General features: G+C 59.7%; 22 protein-coding genes. 18 read left to right on the forward strand and 4 right to left on the reverse strand.

Going from position 1 to position 23362, the window contains the following annotated elements; all coding sequences use genetic code 11:
* Nucleotides 1-193 precede the first annotated feature (193 nt).
* The 3 genes from FHT93_RS28965 (at nt 194) to FHT93_RS28975 (ending at nt 1657) form a co-directional block, all read left to right on the forward strand.
* On the forward strand, nt 194-982 hold the full coding sequence (locus FHT93_RS28965; RefSeq protein ID WP_113015569.1) for an N-formylglutamate amidohydrolase: 789 nt from the start codon (nt 194-196) through the stop codon (nt 980-982).
* A gap of 16 nt (nt 983-998) precedes the next feature.
* Nucleotides 999-1304, forward strand: coding sequence for a DUF1244 domain-containing protein (locus FHT93_RS28970; RefSeq protein ID WP_113015522.1), 306 nt, complete (start codon nt 999-1001; stop codon nt 1302-1304).
* Between the two features lie 89 nt (nt 1305-1393).
* Complete coding sequence (locus FHT93_RS28975) at nt 1394-1657, forward strand: DUF2312 domain-containing protein (protein WP_007822869.1); 264 nt, start codon at nt 1394-1396, stop codon at nt 1655-1657.
* 153 nt (nt 1658-1810) lie between these two features.
* Here the strand turns inward: FHT93_RS28975 and FHT93_RS28980 are convergent, their stop codons facing one another.
* Entirely contained in the window at nt 1811-3688 is a 1878-nt protein-coding gene (locus FHT93_RS28980) for a DUF882 domain-containing protein (protein WP_113015521.1), read from the reverse strand.
* A 179-nt stretch (nt 3689-3867) separates the two neighbouring features.
* Nucleotides 3868-5412, reverse strand: a complete 1545-nt coding sequence (locus tag FHT93_RS28985; protein WP_112544106.1) for a sigma-54 dependent transcriptional regulator — start codon at nt 5410-5412, stop codon at nt 3868-3870.
* A 208-nt stretch (nt 5413-5620) separates the two neighbouring features.
* On the opposite strand from FHT93_RS28985, the gene FHT93_RS28990 reads away from it, so the two are divergent.
* The 13 genes from FHT93_RS28990 to FHT93_RS29050 all read left to right on the forward strand — a co-directional run bounded on the left by FHT93_RS28990 (nt 5621) and on the right by FHT93_RS29050 (nt 18195).
* Nucleotides 5621-7474, forward strand: a complete 1854-nt coding sequence (locus tag FHT93_RS28990; RefSeq protein ID WP_113015520.1) for a M3 family oligoendopeptidase — start codon at nt 5621-5623, stop codon at nt 7472-7474.
* A gap of 35 nt (nt 7475-7509) precedes the next feature.
* Nucleotides 7510-8670 (forward strand): aminodeoxychorismate synthase component I, encoded by a 1161-nt coding sequence (locus FHT93_RS28995; RefSeq protein ID WP_183850704.1) that lies wholly within the window; start codon nt 7510-7512, stop codon nt 8668-8670.
* Entirely contained in the window at nt 8667-9296 is a 630-nt protein-coding gene (locus FHT93_RS29000; protein WP_113204629.1) for an aminotransferase class IV family protein, read from the forward strand. Before FHT93_RS28995 ends, FHT93_RS29000 begins: the two co-directional genes overlap by 4 nt.
* A gap of 2 nt (nt 9297-9298) precedes the next feature.
* Nucleotides 9299-9583, forward strand: a complete 285-nt coding sequence (locus FHT93_RS29005; RefSeq protein WP_113204527.1) for a YciI family protein — start codon at nt 9299-9301, stop codon at nt 9581-9583.
* A 44-nt stretch (nt 9584-9627) separates the two neighbouring features.
* On the forward strand, nt 9628-10500 hold the full coding sequence (locus FHT93_RS29010; RefSeq protein ID WP_113205820.1) for a DUF3445 domain-containing protein: 873 nt from the start codon (nt 9628-9630) through the stop codon (nt 10498-10500).
* 132 nt (nt 10501-10632) lie between these two features.
* Nucleotides 10633-12078, forward strand: a complete 1446-nt coding sequence (locus tag FHT93_RS29015) for a homospermidine synthase (RefSeq protein WP_112544118.1) — start codon at nt 10633-10635, stop codon at nt 12076-12078.
* 172 nt (nt 12079-12250) lie between these two features.
* Complete coding sequence (gene omp10 / locus FHT93_RS29020; RefSeq protein WP_112544120.1) at nt 12251-12619, forward strand: outer membrane lipoprotein Omp10; 369 nt, start codon at nt 12251-12253, stop codon at nt 12617-12619.
* A 29-nt stretch (nt 12620-12648) separates the two neighbouring features.
* Nucleotides 12649-12969, forward strand: a complete 321-nt coding sequence (locus FHT93_RS29025; RefSeq protein ID WP_112968795.1) for a hypothetical protein — start codon at nt 12649-12651, stop codon at nt 12967-12969.
* A gap of 175 nt (nt 12970-13144) precedes the next feature.
* The gene (locus tag FHT93_RS29030) at nt 13145-15052 is read left to right on the forward strand and encodes a bifunctional metallophosphatase/5'-nucleotidase (RefSeq protein ID WP_183850706.1); all 1908 of its coding nucleotides are present in this window, start codon (nt 13145-13147) and stop codon (nt 15050-15052) included.
* Between the two features lie 126 nt (nt 15053-15178).
* Nucleotides 15179-16210 (forward strand): ferrochelatase, encoded by a 1032-nt coding sequence (gene hemH / locus FHT93_RS29035; RefSeq protein ID WP_112544125.1) that lies wholly within the window; start codon nt 15179-15181, stop codon nt 16208-16210.
* 156 nt (nt 16211-16366) lie between these two features.
* The gene (locus FHT93_RS29040) at nt 16367-16630 is read left to right on the forward strand and encodes a hypothetical protein (protein WP_183850708.1); all 264 of its coding nucleotides are present in this window, start codon (nt 16367-16369) and stop codon (nt 16628-16630) included.
* Nucleotides 16631-16713: 83 nt separating this feature from the next.
* Entirely contained in the window at nt 16714-17736 is a 1023-nt protein-coding gene (locus FHT93_RS29045) for an SPFH domain-containing protein (RefSeq protein ID WP_112544129.1), read from the forward strand.
* Between the two features lie 3 nt (nt 17737-17739).
* Nucleotides 17740-18195: an NfeD family protein gene (locus tag FHT93_RS29050; protein ID WP_112544131.1), complete on the forward strand. Its 456-nt coding sequence runs from the start codon at nt 17740-17742 to the stop codon at nt 18193-18195.
* Here the strand turns inward: FHT93_RS29050 and FHT93_RS29055 are convergent, their stop codons facing one another.
* Nucleotides 18196-19191, reverse strand: a complete 996-nt coding sequence (locus tag FHT93_RS29055; RefSeq protein ID WP_112544132.1) for a KpsF/GutQ family sugar-phosphate isomerase — start codon at nt 19189-19191, stop codon at nt 18196-18198.
* Between the two features lie 143 nt (nt 19192-19334).
* Here FHT93_RS29055 and FHT93_RS29060 point away from each other — a divergent pair, with 143 nt between their 5' ends.
* A complete protein-coding gene (locus FHT93_RS29060) occupies nt 19335-20879 on the forward strand; it encodes an outer membrane beta-barrel protein (RefSeq protein WP_183850709.1) in 1545 nt (514 codons plus the stop codon).
* 6 nt (nt 20880-20885) lie between these two features.
* On the opposite strand, the gene galU is transcribed toward FHT93_RS29060, so the two are convergent.
* Nucleotides 20886-21773 (reverse strand): UTP--glucose-1-phosphate uridylyltransferase GalU, encoded by an 888-nt coding sequence (gene galU / locus FHT93_RS29065; protein ID WP_183850711.1) that lies wholly within the window; start codon nt 21771-21773, stop codon nt 20886-20888.
* Between the two features lie 204 nt (nt 21774-21977).
* Between galU and FHT93_RS29070 the strand changes: the two genes are divergently transcribed.
* Nucleotides 21978-23201 carry a lytic murein transglycosylase gene (locus tag FHT93_RS29070; RefSeq protein ID WP_112544138.1) on the forward strand — a complete coding sequence of 408 codons (1224 nt, stop codon included), beginning with the start codon at nt 21978-21980 and terminating at the stop codon, nt 23199-23201.
* Nucleotides 23202-23362 lie beyond the last annotated feature (161 nt).

Genomic DNA, 23362 nt, shown 5'->3' on the forward strand with positions numbered 1-23362 from the left:
CGGTTATTCGTTATCCGTGTCTTCTTGCGCCGCCGTCAAGCGAAAGTCAACGCAATGCTAATCGATTATATTTCCTTTCATAACCGCCTATCGGGCGCATCTTGTCGCGCCGGCCCGCCCATCGCGCTTGAACCGGCCGAACGCGCATGCGATCACTGAGCGAAGACGCGAAATGACAATCGGCAATTTCCTGATGGACCACTTCCAATCCTTCGAAACCCTACCCGGTCAACATGACAAAGGCATGGTGATCCTCGGCGATCATGCCATGAACCGCCTGCCGGAACCCTATGGCCAGCTCGGCCTGCCGGAAAGCGCCTTCTCCAGGCACATCGCTTACGACATCGGCATTGAGGGCCTTGCCCGCAAGCTGTGCGCACGACTGGGCGTGCCGGGCGTGCTCGGCGGCTTTTCGCGCCTGCTGATCGACCCCAACAGGGGTGAGGATGACCCGACCCTGATCATGAAAATCTCCGACGGCGCCATCATCTCCGGCAACCATCCGATATCCGAAGAGGAGTGGAACTACCGGATCGAAACCTTCCACAGGCCCTATCACAATGCCGTGTCGGAGACGATCGACAGGGCGGCGAACGCGACCGGAAAGGCGCCGCTGGTCCTGTCCCTCCACTCCTTCACGCCCGCCTGGAAGGGTGTTCCCCGCCCCTGGCATGCAGCAGTGCTCTGGGACAACGACCACCGCGCCGTCGCCCCGTTGCTTGAAAAGCTGCGGGCCGATCCCGATCTCGTCATCGGCGACAACGAGCCCTATGACGGCGCCCTGAAGGGCGACACTATGTATCGTCATTGCATGATAACGGGCATTCCGCACGCGCTTCTGGAAGTGCGTCAGGACCTCATCAGCGATGAGGCCGGCATCGAGGAATGGGCGGTGCGCCTGGCCGCGATCTTTGCGGAGATGAACGCCGATCCGGCCCTTCATGCATACAGCGTGCACGCGTCACGCACCGGCCCCTATTGAGTGAAAGGACCTGACCATGACCACACTCAGCAAAGAACAGCAGACGGAATTCGAAGCGGCCGCCTTCCGCCGGCTCGTTGCGCATCTTCGCGAACGAACCGACGTGCAGAACATCGATCTCATGAATCTCGCCGGCTTCTGCCGCAACTGCCTGTCCAACTGGTATCGCGAGGCTGCGGAAGCCGAAGGCGTTCCCATGACGAAAGGCGAATCGCGCGAGATTGTCTACGGCATGCCCTATGAAGATTGGAAGAACCTTCACCAGTCCGAAGCATCGCCTGTGCAAAAGGCAGCTTTTGAGGTGAACAACCCGCACAAATAGGCCATACGGTCTCAAAGCGCCTTGACGCTGGCGACACTTCGCGGCAGTCACTGGCAACCCGATGCATATCCCGAAATCAGGAGAACACGATGTCTGATGCACATGGCGTCGCTCGCGATCAGCTTCGCGCTTTTGTCGAGCGTATCGAACGCCTGGAAGAAGAAAAGAAGACCATCGCCGACGACATCAAGGACGTCTATGGCGAAGCCAAGGGCATGGGCTTCGACACCAAGATCCTCAAGAAGGTCGTTGCGCTGCGCAAGAAGGACGAGCAGGAACGCATGGAAGAGGATGCAATCCTCGATACCTATCTGCATGCGCTCGGCATGATCGAGTCTCCGCCGGAAGGCTGAGGGCGATCCAGCCATATTTTCAGAGAGCCGCCTTCATGGCGGCTTTTCTTTTGGCTCCTTCAAACGCCAGCGCATTTTCGCCCTGCCGCTGCCCTAAAACAAAAAGCCGCCGGAGACGATCCAGCGGCTTCTGTTATTTCAAGATCTAGCGGATCAGCGCGTATTGAATTTACGCACTTCCATGAAGTTGACAGCCGTACCACTGAAGCGGCCAGGATCGATCGAAGCAGTCTTCTGGAAGCCTTCGGCATAGACCGAGGTTGGCTGAGCGCGCAGCTCCTGGCTGACGAAGCGCGGAGCCTGCACCTTCTTGGACGCCATTTCGAGGCGCGCATTGGTCAGAGCCCACTGCGAGATCATCTTCTGCGTCAGCTTCGGTTCCGTGCGAACGGTCTGCCGGCTTTCATCGGCGGCCACCGCTTCCTGCTTCGTCGGACGACCGCCCTTGGTGGGCAGGCCCTGTGCGACCGGGTTCTCGACGGCAACAGGCTTTGGCGCCGCGACAGGAGCAGCAAAGTTTGCTGACTTCGTCATCGGAGCAAGTGCTGCAAGCTGCAGCGGCGGCTTGTCGAGTGCCGGCGGGTTCTTCGGGGCGGCAGCATTGATTGCCTGCTCCACGGTCTGTGGCTCGGAAGACGCGTTCATAGCGACCTCAGCAGCGCCACTCTGATCCTGCTGTTTTGCCAGCGCCGCCGCCATGGCGGGCGAAAGCGTATCCTGATCGGCTTCGTCTTCACCCGCTTCAGGATCGGCATCCTGTGCAGCAAGCAGGTTTTCGGCAACGGCCGGACGTTCGGCTGGCATCGGAACGCCTGTCGACATCAGGTTCGGATCGACAGAGGCGAGTTCGGCGTCACCCGGGGAACGGCGCTGCCCAAGGAGCGACGGAACCGGAATGCTGTAACCACTGAGATCGGCGAAATGCTCAGGCTCTTGCGGCTGGCCGGCCGGCATCGCGGCAAGGGCCTGCTGGGCAGCATTACCTGCGGACGGCGGCACCAGTGCATTGGCAACCTCGTTGCCGGCAAGCTGGTTGCTGAAGGCCGGACGAACCTGCGGCACCGGTGCATTCACGCTTGCGACTTCGGTCTGTTGCTGAGGTTCATCAGCTGCCGGGACTGCCTCAGGCTTCGGCGGCGTTGCCTTGGCGACGGCCACCGGCGTGCTGTCCTCCGAATTATCCTCTTCCTCGTCGGCGCCACCGCCGAAGAGGTAGGCAAACAGCGTCTTCTGCTTGCGAGGTTCGTCATCGGAAACGGAAGCGCCGGCGCTAGCCATCATGATCTGGCTGCCGTTCGCCACGCGGCGCTTGTAATCGGCCATTGCCTGCTGGTAGCCCGGCAGCGGCTTGCCATCGGCAGGAATATGAATGGTATTGCCGTCGGGGAAGAGCCTGACCAGCTCGTCACGGCTCATGCGCGGCCAGGCGCGAACGCCACCGACATCCATATGGACGAAAGGCGAACCGGACTTCGGATAGAAGCCGACGCCGCCGACCTGCATCTTCATGCCGATACCGCGCAGCGTGGCGAGCTTCACGTCGGGAATGAAGAAATCCATAGCCTTGCCGAGCATATGCTGGCTCTTCTCGGCGACGCCGGAATTGCGCGAACGTCCACGCAGCATCTCGTTGGTGCCGGGAGAGCGGAAACCGCAGACGACGTTGATGTAATCCCTGGAGCCGGACTGGCGGTAAACTTCCCAGATGAGGTCGAAGAGGCGCGGGTCCATCTTCGTCGGCTGATTCTTGCGCCAGTCGCGAAGGAAGCGGTTGAGCTGCTCAAGACCCTTGGGGTCGAACTTGCCGTTTCGCTTGTAGGTAATGACTGCCTTTTCACCGGTATGGATGAAATAGAGCTTCAAGCTGCGGGTATCGCCTGCAGCCTGAGACGGTGTGCTTACGAATAGAGGTGAGGAAACCGCGAGCGCAAGAAGGGCGGCCGCTGCCGTCCTAACTGCCCTTCCGCCAATCTTGGCGCACAAGCGCCAACTCAAGCGCGAAAGCTTGGTATTCCCATTCAAATTCGGCAACTCGATCCCCGTCAGACAGTCAATGTCCCGTGCTGTCTCAAATGGCTGTCAATTGCGGTCACACGATGGCAAAAATGCCACACATGATCAACCTTTTCTTTACATAGTGAACGAGCCGCTAACAAGTGGTTTATGGATGGTAACGAAATATGGTTGCCCCATTCTTAATAAAAAGGCGCTTATGCCGCATCTTTCTGAGGATTGTCGGGGTCAATGCCGTAGTCCTTGAGCTTTCTATAAAGTGTGGATCGCCCGATACCTAGCTTTCTTGCCACTTGACTCATTTGCCCTCGGTAGAACTTCAGGGCAAAACGAATCAATTCTTCCTCGACATCGGCAAGACGCCGAACGTCACCAGATGGATTGACACTCGATATTGCGTTGTCGGAAGCGTCAGTCCCGCGGCGCATCGTGTCGGCGACGGATTCCGCCGGATAATCCTCGGGAAATTCTGCGTCCGGATCGAGGTGCGAATTGTCGGCAACGAGCGCCAGGTGATCCACGACCTCGTAATTTGGAAGCTGGGCGGCGATCTGCGGGAAATCCGCTTCAGTCAGTTCCGGACCCTCGGCAAGCACGACAGCCCGGAAGATCGCGTTTTCGAGCTGGCGGATATTGCCAGGCCAGTCATAGGCGGTCAGCAGTGCCAGCGCGCCGGCATTGACCGTCATGCGCCGGCCGTTCTTCTGCTCGCTTGAGAAGCGTTCGGCAAAGACGCGCACCAGATGCGGAATGTCCTCCTTGCGCTTGCGCAGCGCCGGAATGGTGATCGGGAAGACGTTCAGGCGATAGTAGAGGTCTTCGCGGAAGTGGCCGTTCTTGACCTCTTCGATCAGATCCTTGTTCGTCGCCGAGATGAGGCGAACATTCACCTTGTGTGCAGTGCGCGCACCCACGGTCTCGATCTCGCCCTGTTGAACGGCGCGCAGAAGCTTCACCTGCACCTCGAGCGGCAGGTCGCCGATCTCGTCGAGGAAGATGGTGCCGCCGTCGGCTTCCATGAACTTGCCGATATGCTTTTCGGTCGCGCCGGTAAACGCACCCTTCTCGTGACCGAAGAGGATGCTTTCGACGAGATTGTGCGGAATGGCGCCGCAATTGACCGTCACGAACGGCTTGCTGGCGCGATCGCCGCCCGACTGGATGGCGCGTGCCACCAACTCCTTGCCGACGCCTGATTCGCCTTCGAGAACGACCGGAATGTTGGACTGCGAGGCGCGCTGCGCCAGATCGATCACGCGGATCATCGCCGGGCTTGCCGAAACGATATCATCGAAGCCGACGGAACCCGAGCGCGAACGGCGGCCGGCGCGGGCTTTCACCTCGCGGTGGTCGAGCTTCATGGCATTGGAGATCGACGTATTGATGCGTTCCGGAGAGACCGGTTTGACGACGAAATCGAAGGCACCGGCGCGCATGGCCTGCACGACCGTTTCGATGCCGCCCTGCCCCGTCTGTACGATGACCGGGATCTGCGTGCCGAAATCATGCAGAGCTTCGAGAAATTCGAGGCCGGTCATTTCCGGCATCATCAGGTCGAGCACGATGACATTGAAAAGGGCGGGATCACGCTTCACCATCTCCAGCCCGATGCGGCCGTTCTCGGCCTGATGCACCACATGGCCGCTACGCTCGATCGCGTTCTTGAGCAGACGGCGCTGCACGGGATCGTCCTCGACCACGAGGATCTGCCCTGCCCCTTTGAGCTCATTGTAACCGGTCATTGTCGCCTCACTTCATGCGAAACCATGAAGCGCACTCTGACAGAAAGGCTTGAACATCCTGTTTTGAGAAACAATTGCATTTTAACTGTTATGACCGGCCGTTTTCGTGCCGTAACAGGGCCTTTTTCGCGCCGAAAAACCCTTGCTGACAGGCGTTACGACGCTTAGACAGTCAGACCTGTCATAAAAGAGGAAGAGGAACCGCCCCATGAGACATATGCTTGCGCATGCCGATCTTCACCTTTCGGCAACGGCTCCCGCTGCAGCATCGGACCCGGCTCTGGGCGAGCTTCCCTCTTGGCGGCTGCAGGATCTCTACCCCTCGGCCACCTCCACCGCCTTCGTTGCCGATATGGAAAAGGCCGGCAAGGCCGCTTCCGCTTTCGAAGACAAATGGAAGGGCAAACTTGCCGAAGCAGCCGCGAAGAAGGGCGAGGAAGGCATCGGCCAGGCGCTGAAGGAATATGAGGCGCTCGACGATATCATGGGCCGCCTCGGCTCCTTCGCCGGCCTTACCTATTTCTCCGATACGTCCAACCCGGCAAACGGCAAGCTTTACGGCGACGTCCAGGCCAAGCTTACCGACTATTCCGGCCGCTTGCTGTTCTTCGCTCTCGAACTCAACCGCATCGACGATGCGGCGATCGATGCCTGCATGGCGAACGATCCGCTTGCCGGCCATTACCGCCCCTGGCTGGTCGACCTGCGCAAGGACAAGCCCTACCAGCTCGAAGACCAGCTTGAGCAACTCTTCCTCGAAAAGTCGATGACATCAGCTGCCGCCTTCAACCGTCTCTTCGATGAGACGATGGCGGAACTGCGCTTCGAGATCGACGGCGAGAAGCTGCCGCTGGAAGTGGCGCTGAACATGCTGCAGGAAAAGGATCCGGAAGTGCGCCGCAAGGCGGCAATGGCGCTCGCCGAAACCTTCAAGACCAACATCCGCATCTTTACGCTCATCACCAATACGCTCGCCAAGGACAAGGATATCGCCGATCGCTGGCGCGGCTTCGAAGACATTGCCGACAGCCGCCACCTGGCGAACCGCGTCGAGCGCGAAGTAGTCGATGCGCTTGCAGCCGCCGTCAAGGAAGCCTATCCGCGCCTCTCGCATCGCTACTACAAGATGAAGGCGAAATGGCTCGGCATGGAGCAGATGAACTTCTGGGATCGCAATGCGCCGCTTCCGGAAACCTCTGGTGCTGTCATTTCCTGGACCGAAGCCAGGGACACAGTGCTGTCCGCCTATGGGAATTTCGCGCCAGAAATGGCTGAAATCGCCAAGCGCTTCTTTGACGAACAATGGATCGACGCCCCCGTTCGCCCCGGCAAGGCGCCCGGTGCCTTTGCTCATCCGACCGTTCCGTCGGCCCATCCGTATGTACTCGTCAACTATATGGGCAAGCCGCGCGATGTGATGACGCTCGCCCACGAACTCGGCCACGGCGTTCATCAGGTTCTTGCCGGCGCGCAAGGCGCCCTCATGTGCCAGACGCCACTGACGCTCGCCGAAACAGCTTCCGTCTTCGGCGAGATGCTGACCTTCCGCGCGCTGCTCGAACGCACGAGCGACAAGCGCGAGCGCAAGGCCATGCTTGCCCAGAAGGTCGAGGACATGATCAACACGGTCGTACGCCAGATCGCCTTCTACGAGTTCGAGCGCAAGGTCCACACCGCCCGCAAGGCCGGTGAATTGACCGCCGACGATATCGGCGAACTCTGGCTTTCCGTCCAGTCGGAAAGCCTCGGCCCGGCGATCAAGATTTCCGAAGGTTATGAGACCTACTGGGCCTATATCCCCCACTTCATCCACTCGCCCTTCTATGTCTACGCCTATGCCTTCGGCGACTGCCTGGTGAACTCGCTCTATGCCGTCTATCAGAAGGCCGAGAAGGGCTTTCAGGACAAGTATTTCGACATGCTGAAGGCCGGCGGCACCAAGCATCATTCCGAACTGCTGAAGCCCTTTGGCCTGGATGCGACGGATCCTTCCTTCTGGAGCAAGGGCCTGTCGATGATCGAAGGCTTGATCGACGAACTTGAGGCACTGGACAAGGCATAAGACCGCCGAAACCTGCAGTTTCGCTGGAAAAGGCAATGGCAGCCTCTGAACCTTTCATCCTGTTCCGGGACGACACGACCGGCGAAGTCATGCTCTTCGCCGGTCCGACCAGCATGATCATCGCCCGCACGAAGGCGGAATTCCTGCCGGCGCTCAAGCGGATGGAAGAGGCGCGACAGGCAGGCAAATGGCTTGCCGGCTATATCGCTTACGAAGCCGGTCATCTCTTCGAAGAAAAGCTTGCTCCCTTCGCTGAGGACAACCGCAAGACACCGCTGCTGGTGTTCGGCGTCTTCGATGCTCCTCAGCCGGACGGTCATCCTCTCGCAAGGCCGCGGCAGCGGCACGAAAACGAGGAATTCCTGACCGCACCGAGGGCCGGCTGGAATTTCGATATATATAAAGAGCGTTTCGACCGCCTGCACCGGCATCTGCGCCTCGGCGATATCTATCAGGCCAACCTGACCATGCCGATCGTGGCCCGCTGGAGCGGCGATCCGCTGGCCGCCTTCTGGTCGCTGATCGATCGCCAGCCCGTGAAATATGGCGCGTTTGCCGATCTCGGCGGCCCCATCATTCTTTCCCGTTCACCGGAGCTGTTTTTCCGCACCGACGAAGATGGCTGGATCGAGACGCATCCGATGAAAGGTACGGCCAAACGCGGCGCGACACCGGCCGAAGATGCCGAAATCGTTGAAGCGATGAGGGCCGATATCAAGACGCAAGCGGAAAACCGCATGATCGTCGACCTCTTGCGCAACGATATCTCGCGCATCACCGAAGTCGGCACGCTGGACGTTCCAAAACTCTTCGAAATCGAGACCTATCCGACCGTCCACCAGATGGTCAGCCACGTTCAGGCGAAGCTCCTGCCCGATCTTTCCATCCGCGACATCTTTGCCGCCCTTTTTCCCTGCGGCTCGATAACAGGTGCGCCGAAGATCCGCGCCATGGAGATCCTACACGACCTTGAGGGCGGTCCACGCGATGCCTATTGCGGCACAATTGGCATGATCTCGCCCGGCGGCGCGATGCGCTTTTCAGTCGCCATCCGTACCATGACGCTGTTTGACGGCGGCAAAGCAGTCTTCAATGTCGGCGGCGGCATCGTCTTCGATTCCACAGCTGAAGCCGAATATGAGGAATGCCTGCTCAAGGCCCGCTTTGCCGTCGGCGACCAATGGATTGGCCGATGACAGGTTTTTCGCTGATCGAAACCCTGCGCTGGCAACCGGACGAAGGCTTCATTCGCCTCCGTCTTCATCTCGCCCGCCTCTCCCGCTCCGCCCGTCGCATCGGTTTTCCCGAGCCGATGGACGTGGTCGCGAAGCTGGAAGCGGCGGTAATCGAAGAAAAGGGACCTCGCCGTATCAGGCTGACTTTCGATCGAGAGGGTCGGATCGACGTTACCACCGCCCCCTTCACGCCACTGCCGCAAGATACAATCTGGAAACTCCGTCTCGCCGGCACACGTCTCAATTCCACTGACAAGCTGCTGCGCATCAAGACCACACGCCGTGCTGTGTATGAAGCGGCGCGTGCCGAGTTCCTGCAGCAGCAGGCGGATGAAGTCATCATGCTCAACGAGCGGCAGGAAGTATGCGAGGGAACCATCACTTCCGTCTTCCTTGATGACGGCTCCGGCATCCTCAGGACTCCGCCGATCTCCTGCGGCCTGCTCGCCGGTGTGTTGCGCACCGAACTCATCTGCCAGCGCAAGGCCCGCGTCGGCCGCATCACGCCCGACGAGTTGGACGAAGGTACGCTTTTCGTTGGAAATTCGTTGCGCGGGCTGATCCGCGCCTCGCTGCAAAAGGACTGACCATGCTGATCCTCGCCCTGACCTATGTGAAGCCGAACGAAGAGGCCGACAAGCATATGGAGCCGCATATGGCCTGGGTGAAGGAGGGATATGCCAGGGGCTGGTTCCTCGCCTCCGGCCGCAAGGTGCCCCGCACCGGCGGCGTCATTCTCGCCGTTGGCGAGCGTGCGGAGATCGAAGGCTACGTTGCGGCCGATCCCTTCACCATCCACGGTGTTGCCGAATATGACATAATGGAAGTCGCGCTGACGACAGTGACGGAAGGACTGGAGGCTCTCAAGCGCTGAGTAGCAAACCGCACGCCAATCGTCAGGCTCGAAAAGGAACGGCGATGAAACGTCCGACCTGCACGTCCCCAACCTATACACCTTACGACGGCTCGGCCCGACCCTTCACGATCGGCCTGATGCCGCTCGATATCGCCCGCTGGATCGAGCCTGACGACGATCTCGAACGTTATATCAAGGAAAAGACGCGTCTGGCGGATGATTGCTTCGACGCCGTCTTCGTCGCAGAGGATGGGACGGAAGCTGCCCAGCAGGAGGCGCTGGATATTCTCCTCGCTCACCTTGCCGATCAGCATCCCGGAATGCTCCAGCCTGACGCTTCCAATCTGCCGCCGCTCTTCAAGGCCGGTTCGCTCATCCAGGACGATCTCGTCCTGATGCGCCGCAAGGCTGATGGCTGGCATCTCGTCGCCGCCCATGTCGCCTTTCCCTCCTCATGGTCGCTGCGCGAGAAATTCGGACGGCCGATGCATGAAATCCACGCCGATGTGCCGGGCTTCGGCGAAGGCACCCGCAATGCAACACTGATTACTCGCATCTTCGACAGCCTGCAGATCGCCCAGCCGGTCGAGCGGCTGAACTGGTCGGTCAACGCCACCGCCGATCTCTTCCTCCCCGTCTCGAAACATCGCCGGCCACCCTATGCCGAGGCCTTCACACTTGAAGAGCGCTTCGTCCGCGTCGAACGCCAGACCCTTCGCAAGCTGCCTGTGTCGGGCGACATTCTCTTCACCATCCGCATCTATATCGATCCGATCGCCGTCATCGCCCGCCATCCGCAGGCGCAAAAGCTCGCATCAAGCTTTGCCGATCAGCTGGAGGCGCTCGACGACCGGCAGACGGCCTACAAAGGGCTGAGCCTGCAACGGACGGAACTCGTGCGGAAATTGCGCGCGGTTTGCAGCGCCGATATTTGACCTTTGCGGGGGGAACACTCTTTATTGTGACGCCATTTTGTGGTTAGAGCCGGTCACCTCGCGAGCTTCGCGGCATCTTCACATGAATTCTTTAGGCTGAAGGCCTTCCTTCCCTTCCAACAGGAGAAAAGAATGACGGAACAGAACTATCCGGTATATGGCGAAATTACCGGTCCGATCGTCATGATCGGCTTTGGCTCAATCGGCCGCGGCACGCTGCCCCTGATCGAGCGCCACTTCAAATTCGACAAGAGCCGGATGGTTGTCATCGACCCGCGCACGGACGATGCCCACATTCTGGAAAAGCATGGCGTCAAACACATCCAGGCGCATGTGACGAAGGACAACTACAAGGAGCTGCTGAAGCCGCTCCTGACTGAAGGCGAAGGCCAGGGTTTCTGCGTCAACCTCTCGGTAGATACCTCCTCGCTCGATATCATCAAGCTCTGCCGCAAGCTCGACGTGCTCTATATCGATACCGTCGTCGAGCCCTGGCTCGGCTTCTATTTCGACAAGGACATGAAGAACGAAGACCGCACCAACTATGCGCTTCGCGAAACCGTTCGCAAGGAAAAGGCCAAGAACCCCGGCGGCACGACTGCCGTTTCCACCTGCGGCGCAAACCCGGGCATGGTCTCCTGGTTCGTCAAGCAGGGGCTTTTGAACCTTGCGCGTGACATGGGCCTGAAGTTCGACGAGCCGGGCCAGGACGACCGCGAAGAATGGGCGAAGCTCATGAAGAAGGTCGGCGTCAAGGGCGTCCACATCGCCGAACGCGACACTCAGCGCACCATTCATCCGAAGCCGCTCAACGTCTTCTGGAACACCTGGTCCGTCGAAGGCTTCATCTCTGAAGGTCTGCAGCCGGCAGAACTTGGCTGGGGCACCCATGAAAATTGGATGCCGAAGAACGCCAAGAAGCACAAGAAGGGCAACAAGGCCGCCATCTACCTCGAGCAGCCCGGCGCCAACACCCGCGTTCGCACCTGGTGCCCGACGCCCGGCCCGCAATACGGCTTCCTCGTCACCCATAACGAGTCAATCTCGATCGCCGACTTCTTCACGGTCAGGGACAAGGACGGCGACGTTACCTATCGTCCGACCTGCCACTACGCCTACCATCCGGCCAACGACGCGGTTCTGTCGCTGCATGAGATGTTCGGCAATGGCGGCAAGGCACAGCCGGTTCTCCACGTTCTCGACGAGAACGAGCTGGTCGACGGCGTCGACGAGCTCGGCGTCCTGCTCTACGGCCATGACAAGAACGCCTACTGGTACGGTTCGCGCCTGTCGCTGGAAGAGACCCGCCGTATCGCGCCCTATCAGAATGCAACCGGCCTCCAGGTAACCTCTGCCGTTCTCGCGGGCATGGTTTGGGCGATCGAAAATCCCAAGGCCGGCATCGTCGAAGCCGACGAGATGGATTACAAGCGCTGCCTCGAAGTGCAGTTGCCCTATCTCGGCCCGGTCGAAGGTCACTACACCGACTGGACCCCGCTCGACGGCCGCCCGGGCCTGTTCCCGGAAGACATCGACACCAAGGATCCGTGGCAGTTCAAGAACATCCTGGTTCGCTGAACCCTGCCATACGTCTTCGAAGATGCCCGCTGTCAGGCGGGCATTTTTGTAACGCCTGCTGTCTAAATGCCGGCCAACCTCCGTCGAAGGCTTGCCTTCGTGGAAGGCCCGCGCCATGTTTTTGGCGGACTGTCGCGGATAGTTTCCGCCTAGATTCGCCGGGAGAAGCCCTATGAAAGTCAGAACTGGTCTCGTTCTTGCGGTTGCATCGGCAGCCCTTGCTGCCTGTGTTTCCTCCGGCCCACGCCCCCTTCCCGTCGCATCGGCACCCGCTCCTGCCGGTGTCGAGGGCACCTGGGCCGATCCGAACGGGATCGTCTCCACCTTCCAGTCCGGCACCTTCACGACGCGCACGACAGACAGCAACCAGCTTCTGGCCTCGGGCACCTATACCAATAAGTCGCCGACGCTGGTGGAAATCAACATGACCTCGCTTGTTCGCAACACCCAGTCGAAGGTCAATTGCGCGCTCGTCACGACGAGCCAGCTGAACTGCACCTCGGATGCCGGCGCACAGTTCGTCCTGAGCCGCCGCAGCTAAAACAGCAGATAGGGCGAAGGCCAGGCGCCATGCGAGCTTTCGCCGGTTACCTCGTCCTGTTGCTCGCAACGCCGCTTGCCGCACTTGCGGTCATTTTGCCGGCTAATGTCTATCGTGCCCAAGGCATCGCCGCCCCAGATTGCGACGGTCCGCTGCAGGTTCTGATCTTTGCCCTGCCGGCTGTCCTGATCTACGGTGCAGGCGCGTTCGTCGCCTATCGGGCCCGCCGACGCGTTCACCGCATTCTTTCCCTTCTTTGCTTGATCGTTGCGCTCGCCACGTTTTCGAATATTGCAGCGGCCACACAGGAACTCTACCGAAACGCTGCAGCCGGCGATTGCGCAGGGTAACCGGCCGGCGTTTTTTGCCTGGCTCCCCTTGGAAAGCCGCTCCCCTGGTCCAGCTTTCCCTTGCGGCTGTCCATCGTCTGATGGAACATCCGCCAGCCGGGAAACCGCCCCGGTGGATTATGGAAGGGGCTGGCGAGGATCAGGGGGATCTTCGCCCCTAATCAGGAGAACAGGGATGACGAAGTCTTTCAGCTTCGGTCTTTTGACCGCGTCTATTCTGGCGCTGAGTACGAGCGCCGCATTTGCGGATTACGAACTTAATATTCTTCATATCAACGATTTCCACTCGCGCATCGAATCGATCAACAAGTTCGATTCCACCTGCTCTGCCGAGGAAGAGGGCAAGAATGAGTGCTTCGGTGGTGCCGCGCGCCTCAAGACAGCGATCGACCAGCGCCGCCAGGCTTTGACGGGCAAAAACACGCTGCTGCTCAACGCCGGCGACAATTTCCAGGGCTCGCTGTTTTACACGACCTACAAGGGCGCAGCCGAAGCCGAGATGCTGAACATGATGAAGTTCGACGCGATGACCGTCGGCAATCATGAATTCGACGACAGCGAAGATGGGCTCGCGACCTTCCTCGACAAGGTGCAGTTCCCCGTCGTCACGGCAAACGTCAAGGCAAGTGCTGCCTCCAAGATCGGCGACCGTGTCAAGCCTTCGCTCGTTCTTGATGTCGGCGGCCAGAAGGTCGGCATCGTCGGCGCTGTCACCAACGACACGCCCGAGCTCTCCTCCCCCGGCCCGAATGTGACCATTGCCGACGACGTCCAGAGCATTACGGCTGAAGTTCAGAAGCTGAAGAGCGAAGGCGTCAACAAGATCATTGCGCTTACCCATGTCGGCTACCCGCGCGATCTCGCCATGATCGCCAAGATCCCTGATGTCGACGTGGTCGTCGGCGGTCATTCGCACAGCCTGCTGTCGAACACGGATCCGAAAGCCGAGGGCCCCTATCCGACGATGGTCGACAATCCCGGCGGCTACAAGGTGCCGGTGGTGCAGGCCGCCTCCTACAGCAAATATCTCGGCGATCTCGTCGTCAATTTCGATGATAACGGCGTCGTCAAGGAAGCCAAGGGCGACCCCATCCTGATCGATTCCTCCTTCACGCCCGACTCGGCCGTCGCGGCACGCATTGTCGAACTGGCAAAGCCGATCGAAGAGCTGCGCAAGAAGGTGATCGGATCCTCGGAAGGCCCGATCGAGGGCGACCGCAAGGTCTGCCGCGTCAAGGAATGCTCGATGGGCAACCTGGTCGCCGATGCCATACTTGACCGCAGCAGGAACCAGGGCGTGACCATTGCCATCCAGAATGGCGGCGGCCTGCGTGCCTCCATCGACGGCGGCGACGTCACCCAGGGCGAAGTCATCACCGTGCTGCCCTTCCAGAATACGCTCGCAACCTTCCAGCTGACCGGTGCCGATATCGTCAAGGCGCTCGAAAATGGCGTCAGTCAGATTGACCAGGGCGCCGGCAGGTTCCCGCAGGTCGCCGGCCTGAAATTCACCTTCGACCAGTCGAAGCCGGTCGGCAGCCGCGTCAGCGACGTGCTGGTCAAGGACGGCGACAATTTCGTGCCGATCGACAATGCCAAGACCTATGGCGTCGCCACCAACAACTTCATGCGCGCCGGCGGCGATGGCTATGTCGCCTTCAAGGACGGCCAGAATGCCTATGACTTCGGTCCGGATCTGGCCGATGTGACGGCCGATTATATCGCCGCACACTCGCCCTATAAGCCCTACACGGACGGCCGCATCACTGAAATTGCGCAGGCTGCTCCCTCCACGGAGGCTCCGGCAGCTTCGGCTCCCGCTGCTCCTGCACCCTCGGCTCCGGCGCCTGCTGCGCCGGCTCCATCTGCAGAACCCCCACCAGCCCCTGCCACTCCCGCTCCGGCAGCCTCCACAGCCGCGGCACCCTCGACCCACGTCATCGCTGCCGGCGATACGTTCTGGGATCTCGCCAAAACCTTCTACGGCGACGGTGCCGAATGGCGCAAATTGTCGGAAGCCAATGGCAGCCCGAACCCGCGCCATTTGCGGATCGGCGAGGAAATCCAGGTTCCCGCCAAGTAAGACGATTTGTCCCGATCATGAGAGCCGGTCCGGGGTTCCCCGGGCCGGCTTTTCTTCTTATAGGGTGAACCGTGAGCGGCCGGCTGCGTATGAGCCGGCGAGGCACGAAAGCGCGTTGGGGCCAGAATGACAGATACTTCACTCCGCCCGGCGGATCATCCCGCCGTCAAATTCGGCAAGGTCGGCGTCCTGCTGGTCAATCTCGGCACGCCTGACGGCACCGATTACACATCCATGCGCCGCTACCTGCGCGAATTCCTGACCGACAAACGCGTCATCGAGTGGTCGCCCTGGAAGTGGTATCCGATCCTGTTCGGCATCGTACTCAACACGCGCCCGCAGAAAGTTGGCAAGGCCTATGAGACGATCTGGAACAAGGAGCTGAATGAAAGCTGGCTGCGCACCTATACCCGCAATCAGTCGGACTTCATGGCTGAACGCCTGAAGGACCTGCCAAACGTCAAAGTCGATTGGGCGATGCGCTACGGCACCCCTTCGATCCCCTCGCGCATCGAAGCGCTGAAGGATGAAGGCTGCGACCGCATCCTGCTCTTCCCGCTTTATCCGCAATATGCGGCCGCCACTACCGCAACCGTCAATGACAAGGCCTTCCAGAAGCTGCTCACCATGCGCTGGCAGCCGGCATTGCGCACGGTTCCTGACTACCATGACGACGAGACCTATATCGAAGCCCTGGCAAAATCCGTCGAGCAGCATCTCGCTACCCTCGACTGGAAACCGGAGATGCTTCTCGCCTCCTTCCACGGCATCCCGCTCTCCTATTTCCAGCAAGGCGATCCCTACTACTGCCAGTGTCAGAAAACGGGGCGCCTGCTGCGCGAGCGTCTGGGGCTCACCAAGGAGAACTTCATGGTCACCTTCCAGTCCCGTTTCGGGCCGGAAGAATGGCTGCAGCCCTATACCGACAAGACCGTCGAGAAGCTGGCGCAGGACGGTGTCAAACGCATCGCCGTCATGAACCCCGGCTTCGTTTCCGACTGTCTGGAAACACTGGAAGAGATCGCGGAACAGGCCGCCCATTCTTTCAAGCACAATGGCGGCGAGCAGTTCGCACATATTCCCTGCCTGAACGACGGTGAAGACGGCATGCAGGTGCTGGAAAAAGTCGTGCGCCGCGAGCTGCTCGGCTGGGCTTGATCCCTGCGGCGCCAGATTTTCTGGCGCTTGCAATAGATAAAAGCGCCCTGCGCCCCAGATCTAAAGAATGGCCAGCAGGCGATTGCAATCGCGTCGCAGACACGACTGCATCCCGCACATTCACAGCCTCGTGCCTTATTGATCTGGACGCATTTGATGACTTCGGGTTTGAGAAAATTGATTGTCTTCGCCTGCTTGCTCGTTATCGCAGGGGGCGGTTATTTCGTTTGGGAGCGTTATCAGCGGATCTCTGCCAGCACCCATCCGAAAGGCATCGTCGGGCAGGTCGCGTGTCAACTCCGCCTCCGCGATATCAAAACCAGCAATCTGAGGCCGGACGATCAACCGTTTCTCACCAATTGCCTCATGGGCGGCTACATCACCAAGAGCGACCTTGACGACGTCGGCCTATCACCCTGATTTGACAGGCGCAGCCGTCATTCCTTCCTTGCAAATATCGTGCTAACTCACCACGTCAGTTAGGTGGGCTTAGGGAGGAATACATGCTGCTGGGCGGTTTCGATATCGTCGTGATCGTATTGGTGATTTTCGTCATCATGGTGCTCTTTGCGGGTATCAAGACGGTTCCGCAGGGCTATCGCTATACGATCGAGCGTTTCGGCCGCTACACACGCACGCTGGAACCGGGCCTCAACCTGATCACCCCTTTCATTGAGCGTGTCGGCGCCAGGATGAACGTGATGGAACAGGTGCTGAGCGTGCCAACCCAGGAGGTGATTACCAAGGACAATGCTTCGGTCTCAGCCGATGCCGTGTCCTTCTACCAGGTGCTGAATGCCGCTCAGGCCGCCTATCAGGTCTCCAATCTGGAAAATGCAATCCTGAACCTCACCATGACCAACATTCGCTCCGTCATGGGCTCGATGGACCTCGACGAACTGCTCTCCAATCGCGATGCAATCAACGACCGGCTGCTGCGTGTTGTTGACGAAGCTGTGCATCCCTGGGGCATCAAGGTTACCCGCGTTGAGATCAAGGACATCCAGCCGCCGCGCGATCTCGTTGACGCGATGGCCCGGCAGATGAAAGCCGAGCGCGAGAAGCGTGCTCAGGTGCTGGAAGCCGAAGGTTCGCGCAACGCGCAGATTCTGCGAGCCGAGGGCGCCAAGCAATCCGCCATCCTCGAGGCCGAAGGCCAGCGCGAAGCCGCCTTCCGCAACGCTGAAGCCCGTGAGCGCCTGGCCGAGGCCGAGGCCAAGGCGACGCGCATGGTCTCCGAAGCTATCGCCGTTGGCGACGTACAGGCGATCAACTATTTCGTTGCACAGAAATATACGGAAGCGCTGGCATCGATCGGCCAGGCGAACAATGCCAAGGTCGTGCTGATGCCGATGGAGGCTTCCTCCATTCTCGGTTCGCTTGCCGGTATCGGTTCGATCGCCCGCGAAGTCTTTGGCGACGGCAACAATCCGCCGCCGCCACGCCCGCGTCCTGGTCCGGTGCGTTCGACGCCTCCGGTCGCCCCACCTCCGCCCAGTCCCTTCAATCCCAGTTCGGAGCGATGAGCGATGTTGGCGAAGATCGTCGGCGAACTTGGACCGTGGAGCTGGTGGGTGGCAGGTCTCGTGCTGCTCGCCGCCGAAATGGTCGTGCCCGGCTTTTTCCTCGTCTGGATCGGGCTTGCGGCACTTGCCGTCGGCGTTCTGTCGCTTCTCTTCTGGGATGCCGCCTTCTGGGTCTGGGAACTTCAGGCGATCCTCTTCGCCATCCTGGCGGTCGCTGCAACATTTATTGGAAGGCGGCTGACTTTGCGTAACGACAGGACGGACGAGCCGTTCCTCAATCAGCGCGGCGCGAGCCTTGTTGGTCGTACCGCGACACTACACGAACCGATCCGCGAAGGCCGCGGCCGCATTCGTCTCGACGACACGATGTGGCAGGTCATGGGGCCGAATCTTCCGGCCGGAACACAGGTCAGGGTCGTTTCCAGCAGCGGCCGCGACCTGACGGTGGAACCGACCTGATCAGGCGACTCCGATCCGCAAGAGATCGTGGAAATGAACGAGCCCGATCGGCCGTTGATCGTCGTCGACGACGATAAGCGCACCGATCTTATATTGTTCGAGCAGCGCCATGGCCGCAGTCGCCAGGATCGTCGGCCTCACAGTCTTCGGCGCCTGCGTCATGATGTCGTCGACTATCAGCTCTGCGAGATTGCGGTTGAGATTGCGGGACATGTCACCATCCGTGACGATGCCGCAAAGCCGGCCCTCCGCATCCAGAACGCCGACACAGCCGAAATGCTTGTGCGACAGCACCCTGATTGCGTCAGGCACGGACGTGCCCTTGGAGACGAGCGGCAGGCGGTCACCGGTATGCATGACGTCGGCGACATGCATCAGGCTGGCACCCAGCTTGCCGCCGGGATGGAAGACATGGAAGTCCGTAGCAGTGAAGCCGCGCGCGTCCAGAAGCGCGATCGCGAGGGCATCGCCGAGCGCGAGCTGCATCATTGTCGACGTGGTCGGCGCCAGCCCGTTGGGGCAGGCCTCTTCCTCATTGGGAATTAACAGAGCAATATCTGCAGCAGTCGCCAGCGAGGACCGCGGGCTGCAGGTCATGGCGATCAGCGGAATGGAAAAACGGCGCGTGTAGGAAATGATGCTTTTCAGCTCCGCGCTCTCGCCGCCCTTCGAGATTGCGAGCACAACGTCGTCGCCGGCAATCATGCCCAGGTCGCCGTGATTGGCTTCCGCCGCATGCACGAAAAAGGCTGGCGTACCCGTTGAAGCGAAGGTGGCAGCAATCTTCGTGCCGATATGGCCGCTCTTGCCGACGCCGGTCACGATCACGCGGCCGGTATTCTCGCCAATCACCTCGACCGCTCGGGTAAAGGGTCCGGCCAGCCCATCATCGAAAGCACGCTCGAGTGCTTCCAGGGCGCGCCTTTCAATGCTGACGGTGCGCTTACCCGACTCCAGAACGCTGTTTTCGACGAGTTTTACCGCTCTTCTGATCATGGCAATGCGTTAGACCTTTTCACTTTACCTGTCCACCCGACAATCTTTCCCATGTATGAACGCACCGCCTGCGCGGCAACGAATGATTAACCACAAGGCTTTACGCTTGGGTAAGACTTCGAAGCATTTCAGGCGCGGATTGAATGGGCCAGGGAAAACAGACGAGCAGTGTGACGCCGCTCCGCGCCATGAGCCGTGCCGTCTCCATCACGGCTATCGGCTTGCTGCTCGTGCCCTCAGCTTTCGCGCAGCAGATCACGTCACAGCAACAATCGGCAGGCACGGCAAATTCCCGCACCACGGCCACGTCAGCCACGCAGCGCAGCGGCGCGGGCAACGCGGCGCCGGACGGCGGTGGCGCGGGCGATGATACGACCACCCCTGCCAACACCTCGGCACAGGCACAGGACGCAGACAGCGCAATAGCACTCACAAGATCCCCGCTGCCCGACGACGAGATCACCGGTTCGATCCTGGACGAGGATATGCGCAGGCTGAACACTCGCGAGCCCCGCCTCGACGAGACACAGGCACGCAAGGTATCTGAGAGCGTCTCGACCGAGCAGACGCCGGGGATCCCGCTCGGCAGCTTTGTACTGCGCCCGAGCGTCACGCAAACGATCAACACCGAAACCACGAAGGATGGCGGCACGAAAAAAAGCCGCGGTTTTCTCGAAACCGACATGGGCGCGACGCTGACCTCCGACTGGAGCCGGCATCAGCTGACCGTGACCTCCGAAGGAGCCTGGCAGCAGAACATCAGCGGCGAGGGTGAAGAACAGCCATCCTTCAAGATCGATGGCGACCTGCGGTTGGACCTGACGCGCGACACCGTCGGCCACATCACCGGCGGCTATAATTTCTACCGCGAAGACACGGATGATCCGGATGCGATCACCAACGCGGATCAGCAATCCGATGTACAGGAGTTTACCGGCGGCGCGTCCATCGAGCACGACTTCGGCATCTTGCGCGGAACCGCCGCTCTCGCACTCTCCCGCTCGATCTATTCGGACGCCGAGCTTTCGAACGGTACGACAGTTTCGATGAGCGACCGCAACGAGACTACGGGGACCGTGCGCGGCCGCATCGGCTATGAACTGTCGCCCGCCCTCATTCCGTTTATCGAAGCGTCTATCGGCAAGACGAATTACGATGAACGCACCGATTCATCTGGTTACCGGCGTTCGGGAGACAGCTACGGCGGCAAGGGCGGCGTGCAGGTCGATATGGGCGAAAAACTCAAGGGCGAGGTCGCAGTCGGTTATGCGACGGCGGATTTCGACGACAGCCGCCTGAAATCGATCGACACGGCAACACTCGATGCAAGCCTGCTCTGGTCGCCGATCCGCGGAACGAATGTCAATCTCGATCTGCAGACCAGCATCCAGCCGTCGACGGCGGCCGGCGAAAGCGGCTATGTCTCGCATCAGCTGACGACAACGGTCGATCATCAGCTGCGCGACAATCTGGTAACGACGGTTATCGGTGGGGTGACGCTACGCGACTATCCAAGCGGTAGCACGATAAGCGACGAGACGGTTTACACCGCCTCGACTGGTCTTATCTGGAATATTAACCGATACCTCGATTTCACCAGCACGCTTGGCTACGAGCTGACGACCCGTAAGGAAGGCGACGACTCGCAGCAATGGCGAGCCGGCGTCGGTCTCAAATTGAAGCGCTGAACAACCTTACCTCAGGCGGGCGAGCAGGTTCTTGAAACCGTCTTCGACGGTCGGGCGGATATCCGCGCGCTCAAGAGCAAAAGCAACGTTGGCGAGGATGAAACCGTCCTTTGCGCCGCAATCGTATGTCTCGCCCTTGAAGTGGTAGCCGGCGAAATCCTGTTCCTTCAGCAGTTTCAGCATGCCGTCGGTGAGCTGGATTTCGTTGCCGGCGCCGCGCTCCTGGGTCTCCAGGATCTTGAAAATTTCCGGCTGCAGGATGTAACGGCCGTTGATGAAGAAGTTGGACGGAGCCGTACCCTTGGCCGGCTTCTCGACCATGCCGGTGATGCGGAAACCTTCGCCGACGGATTCGCCAACGCCGACGATACCGTATTTGTGTGCCTGGTCGGGAGCGCATTCCTCGACGGCGATGATGTTGCCGCCGCTATGCTCATAGAGATCGATCATGCCCTTCATGCAGCCTTTTTGATCCTTCATGATCATGTCGGGCAGAAGCAGGGCGAAAGGCTCGTCGCCGATGATCTCGCGGGCGCACCAGACGGCGTGGCCGAGGCCGAGCGGCTCCTGCTGACGGGTAAAGCTCACCGTGCCTGCCTTGGGAAGCTGCTGCTGCAGGAGGGTGATTTCCGCCTTCTTGGCGCGCTCCTTGAGCGTCTGCTCAAGTTCGAAATGAATATCGAAGTAATCTTCGATGACATGTTTGTTACGACCAGTAACAAAAACCAGATGTTCAATGCCCGCTTCAAGTGCTTCGTCGACGACATACTGAATGATTGGCTTGTCGACGACAGTCAGCATTTCCTTCGGAACCGCTTTTGTGGCTGGAAGGAATCGCGTTCCCAGGCCTGCAACCGGAAATACTGCCTTACGAACTTTCTTATTCAGAGCCACACCGACCTCCTGTTTTGACTATACCGCTTTTAATTCAACGCTATATCGATTTGAACTAGTATAGAATTGCTACCGTTTTGCAAATGGTGACTGGACCGGCCGCCCATGGTAAAGAATTTGTTGACTCCGTTCCTGTAATTTCAGCGTAGGACGGGCATGACGTACCGCCCAGGCTAAAACTGAAGATGACGGATACGACTGCCGATGACCCAAAAATATATAAACTCCCTTCGTGGTCTTGCTCTCGCCCTCGTTGTCGCCACAGCGACCGGACTGGCCCCCAATAACGCAAAAGCGGATGCCCGGTTCCAGAAGTGGATCGCGGACTTCTACCAAACTGCCGCGCAGAGTGGCATCAGTAAGGCAACCTATCAGAAAGCCTTTTCGGGGGTAAGCGAGCCTGACCCGACAGTACTGGAAAAGGCGACCTATCAGCCTGAATTCACATCCAAAATCTGGGACTACGTCGATTCCCGCGTCAATCCCTATACTGTGGAAATCGGCCGCAAGATGGCCGCCAAGTATGGCAAGACGCTGGATCAGATCCAGCGCCAATTCGGTGTCGACAAATCGATTCTGCTCGCCATCTGGTCGATGGAATCAAATTACGGCGCAGTTCTCGCTAAGGATGAGCGCCTTCACTATGTGCCGCGCGCATTGGCAACGCTTGCCTATGCCGACCCCAAGCGTGCCAAATTTGCCAAGAAGCAGTTGATCGCTGCGCTGAAGATCCTGCAGAACGGCGACGTGCCCGCCAAGCAAATGACCGGGTCGTGGGCCGGCGCCATGGGCCACACCCAGTTCATACCGACAAGCTATCTTCTCTACGCCGTCGATGCCGATGGCAACGGCCATCGCGACATCTGGAATTCGGTGCCCGATGCGCTGGCGACTTCGGCCAACCTTCTCATGAAGAACGGCTGGGACACCGGCAGGACCTGGGGCTACGAGGTTGCGGTGCCGGCATCCGCCGCCCAGCAGACCGGCAAGACGCGTACACTCGCCCAATGGGCGGCCCTCGGCCTGAAGCGTCCGAATGGCAAGCCTTTCAAGGACGGCGATACCCGCGCCATGCTCAAGATGCCGGCGGGTGCGGATGGCCCGGGCTTCCTGATGACGGCGAACTTCTTCACCATCAAGAACTACAATGCCTCCGATAGCTACGCTCTTGCCGTCGGCCTTCTCGCAGACCAGATCGCCGGCTTTGGCGGCATGCAGCAGCGATGGCCGCGTCCCCAAGGTGCGCTGGACATCACCGAGAAGTTCGAATTGCAAACGCGCCTGAAGACGCTTGGCTATTATAGCGGCGATGTCGACGGCAATTTCGGATCCGGCTCCAAGGCAGCCATCGCCGCCGTTCAGGAGCGCATCGGCATGCAGCCGGATGGTGAGCCATCGCTCTCGCTTCTCGATGCACTGCGCCGTTAAAGCGCCGCACGTTCAGACACGTGAAGGGCGCCTTAACTCCTTGAATTTACGCATCGTGCATTCCGGGAATCGATAGTGATTTTCGAGCCGATGCTGTAGAAGCGGGGAAAGCCTGACCTAAATAATACGGGTAGAGTGGACGGAAAGCTGCTGCCTATGCA

Source organism: Rhizobium sp. BK379, assembly GCF_014193955.1.
In the GTDB taxonomy this organism is placed as follows: domain Bacteria; phylum Pseudomonadota; class Alphaproteobacteria; order Rhizobiales; family Rhizobiaceae; genus Rhizobium.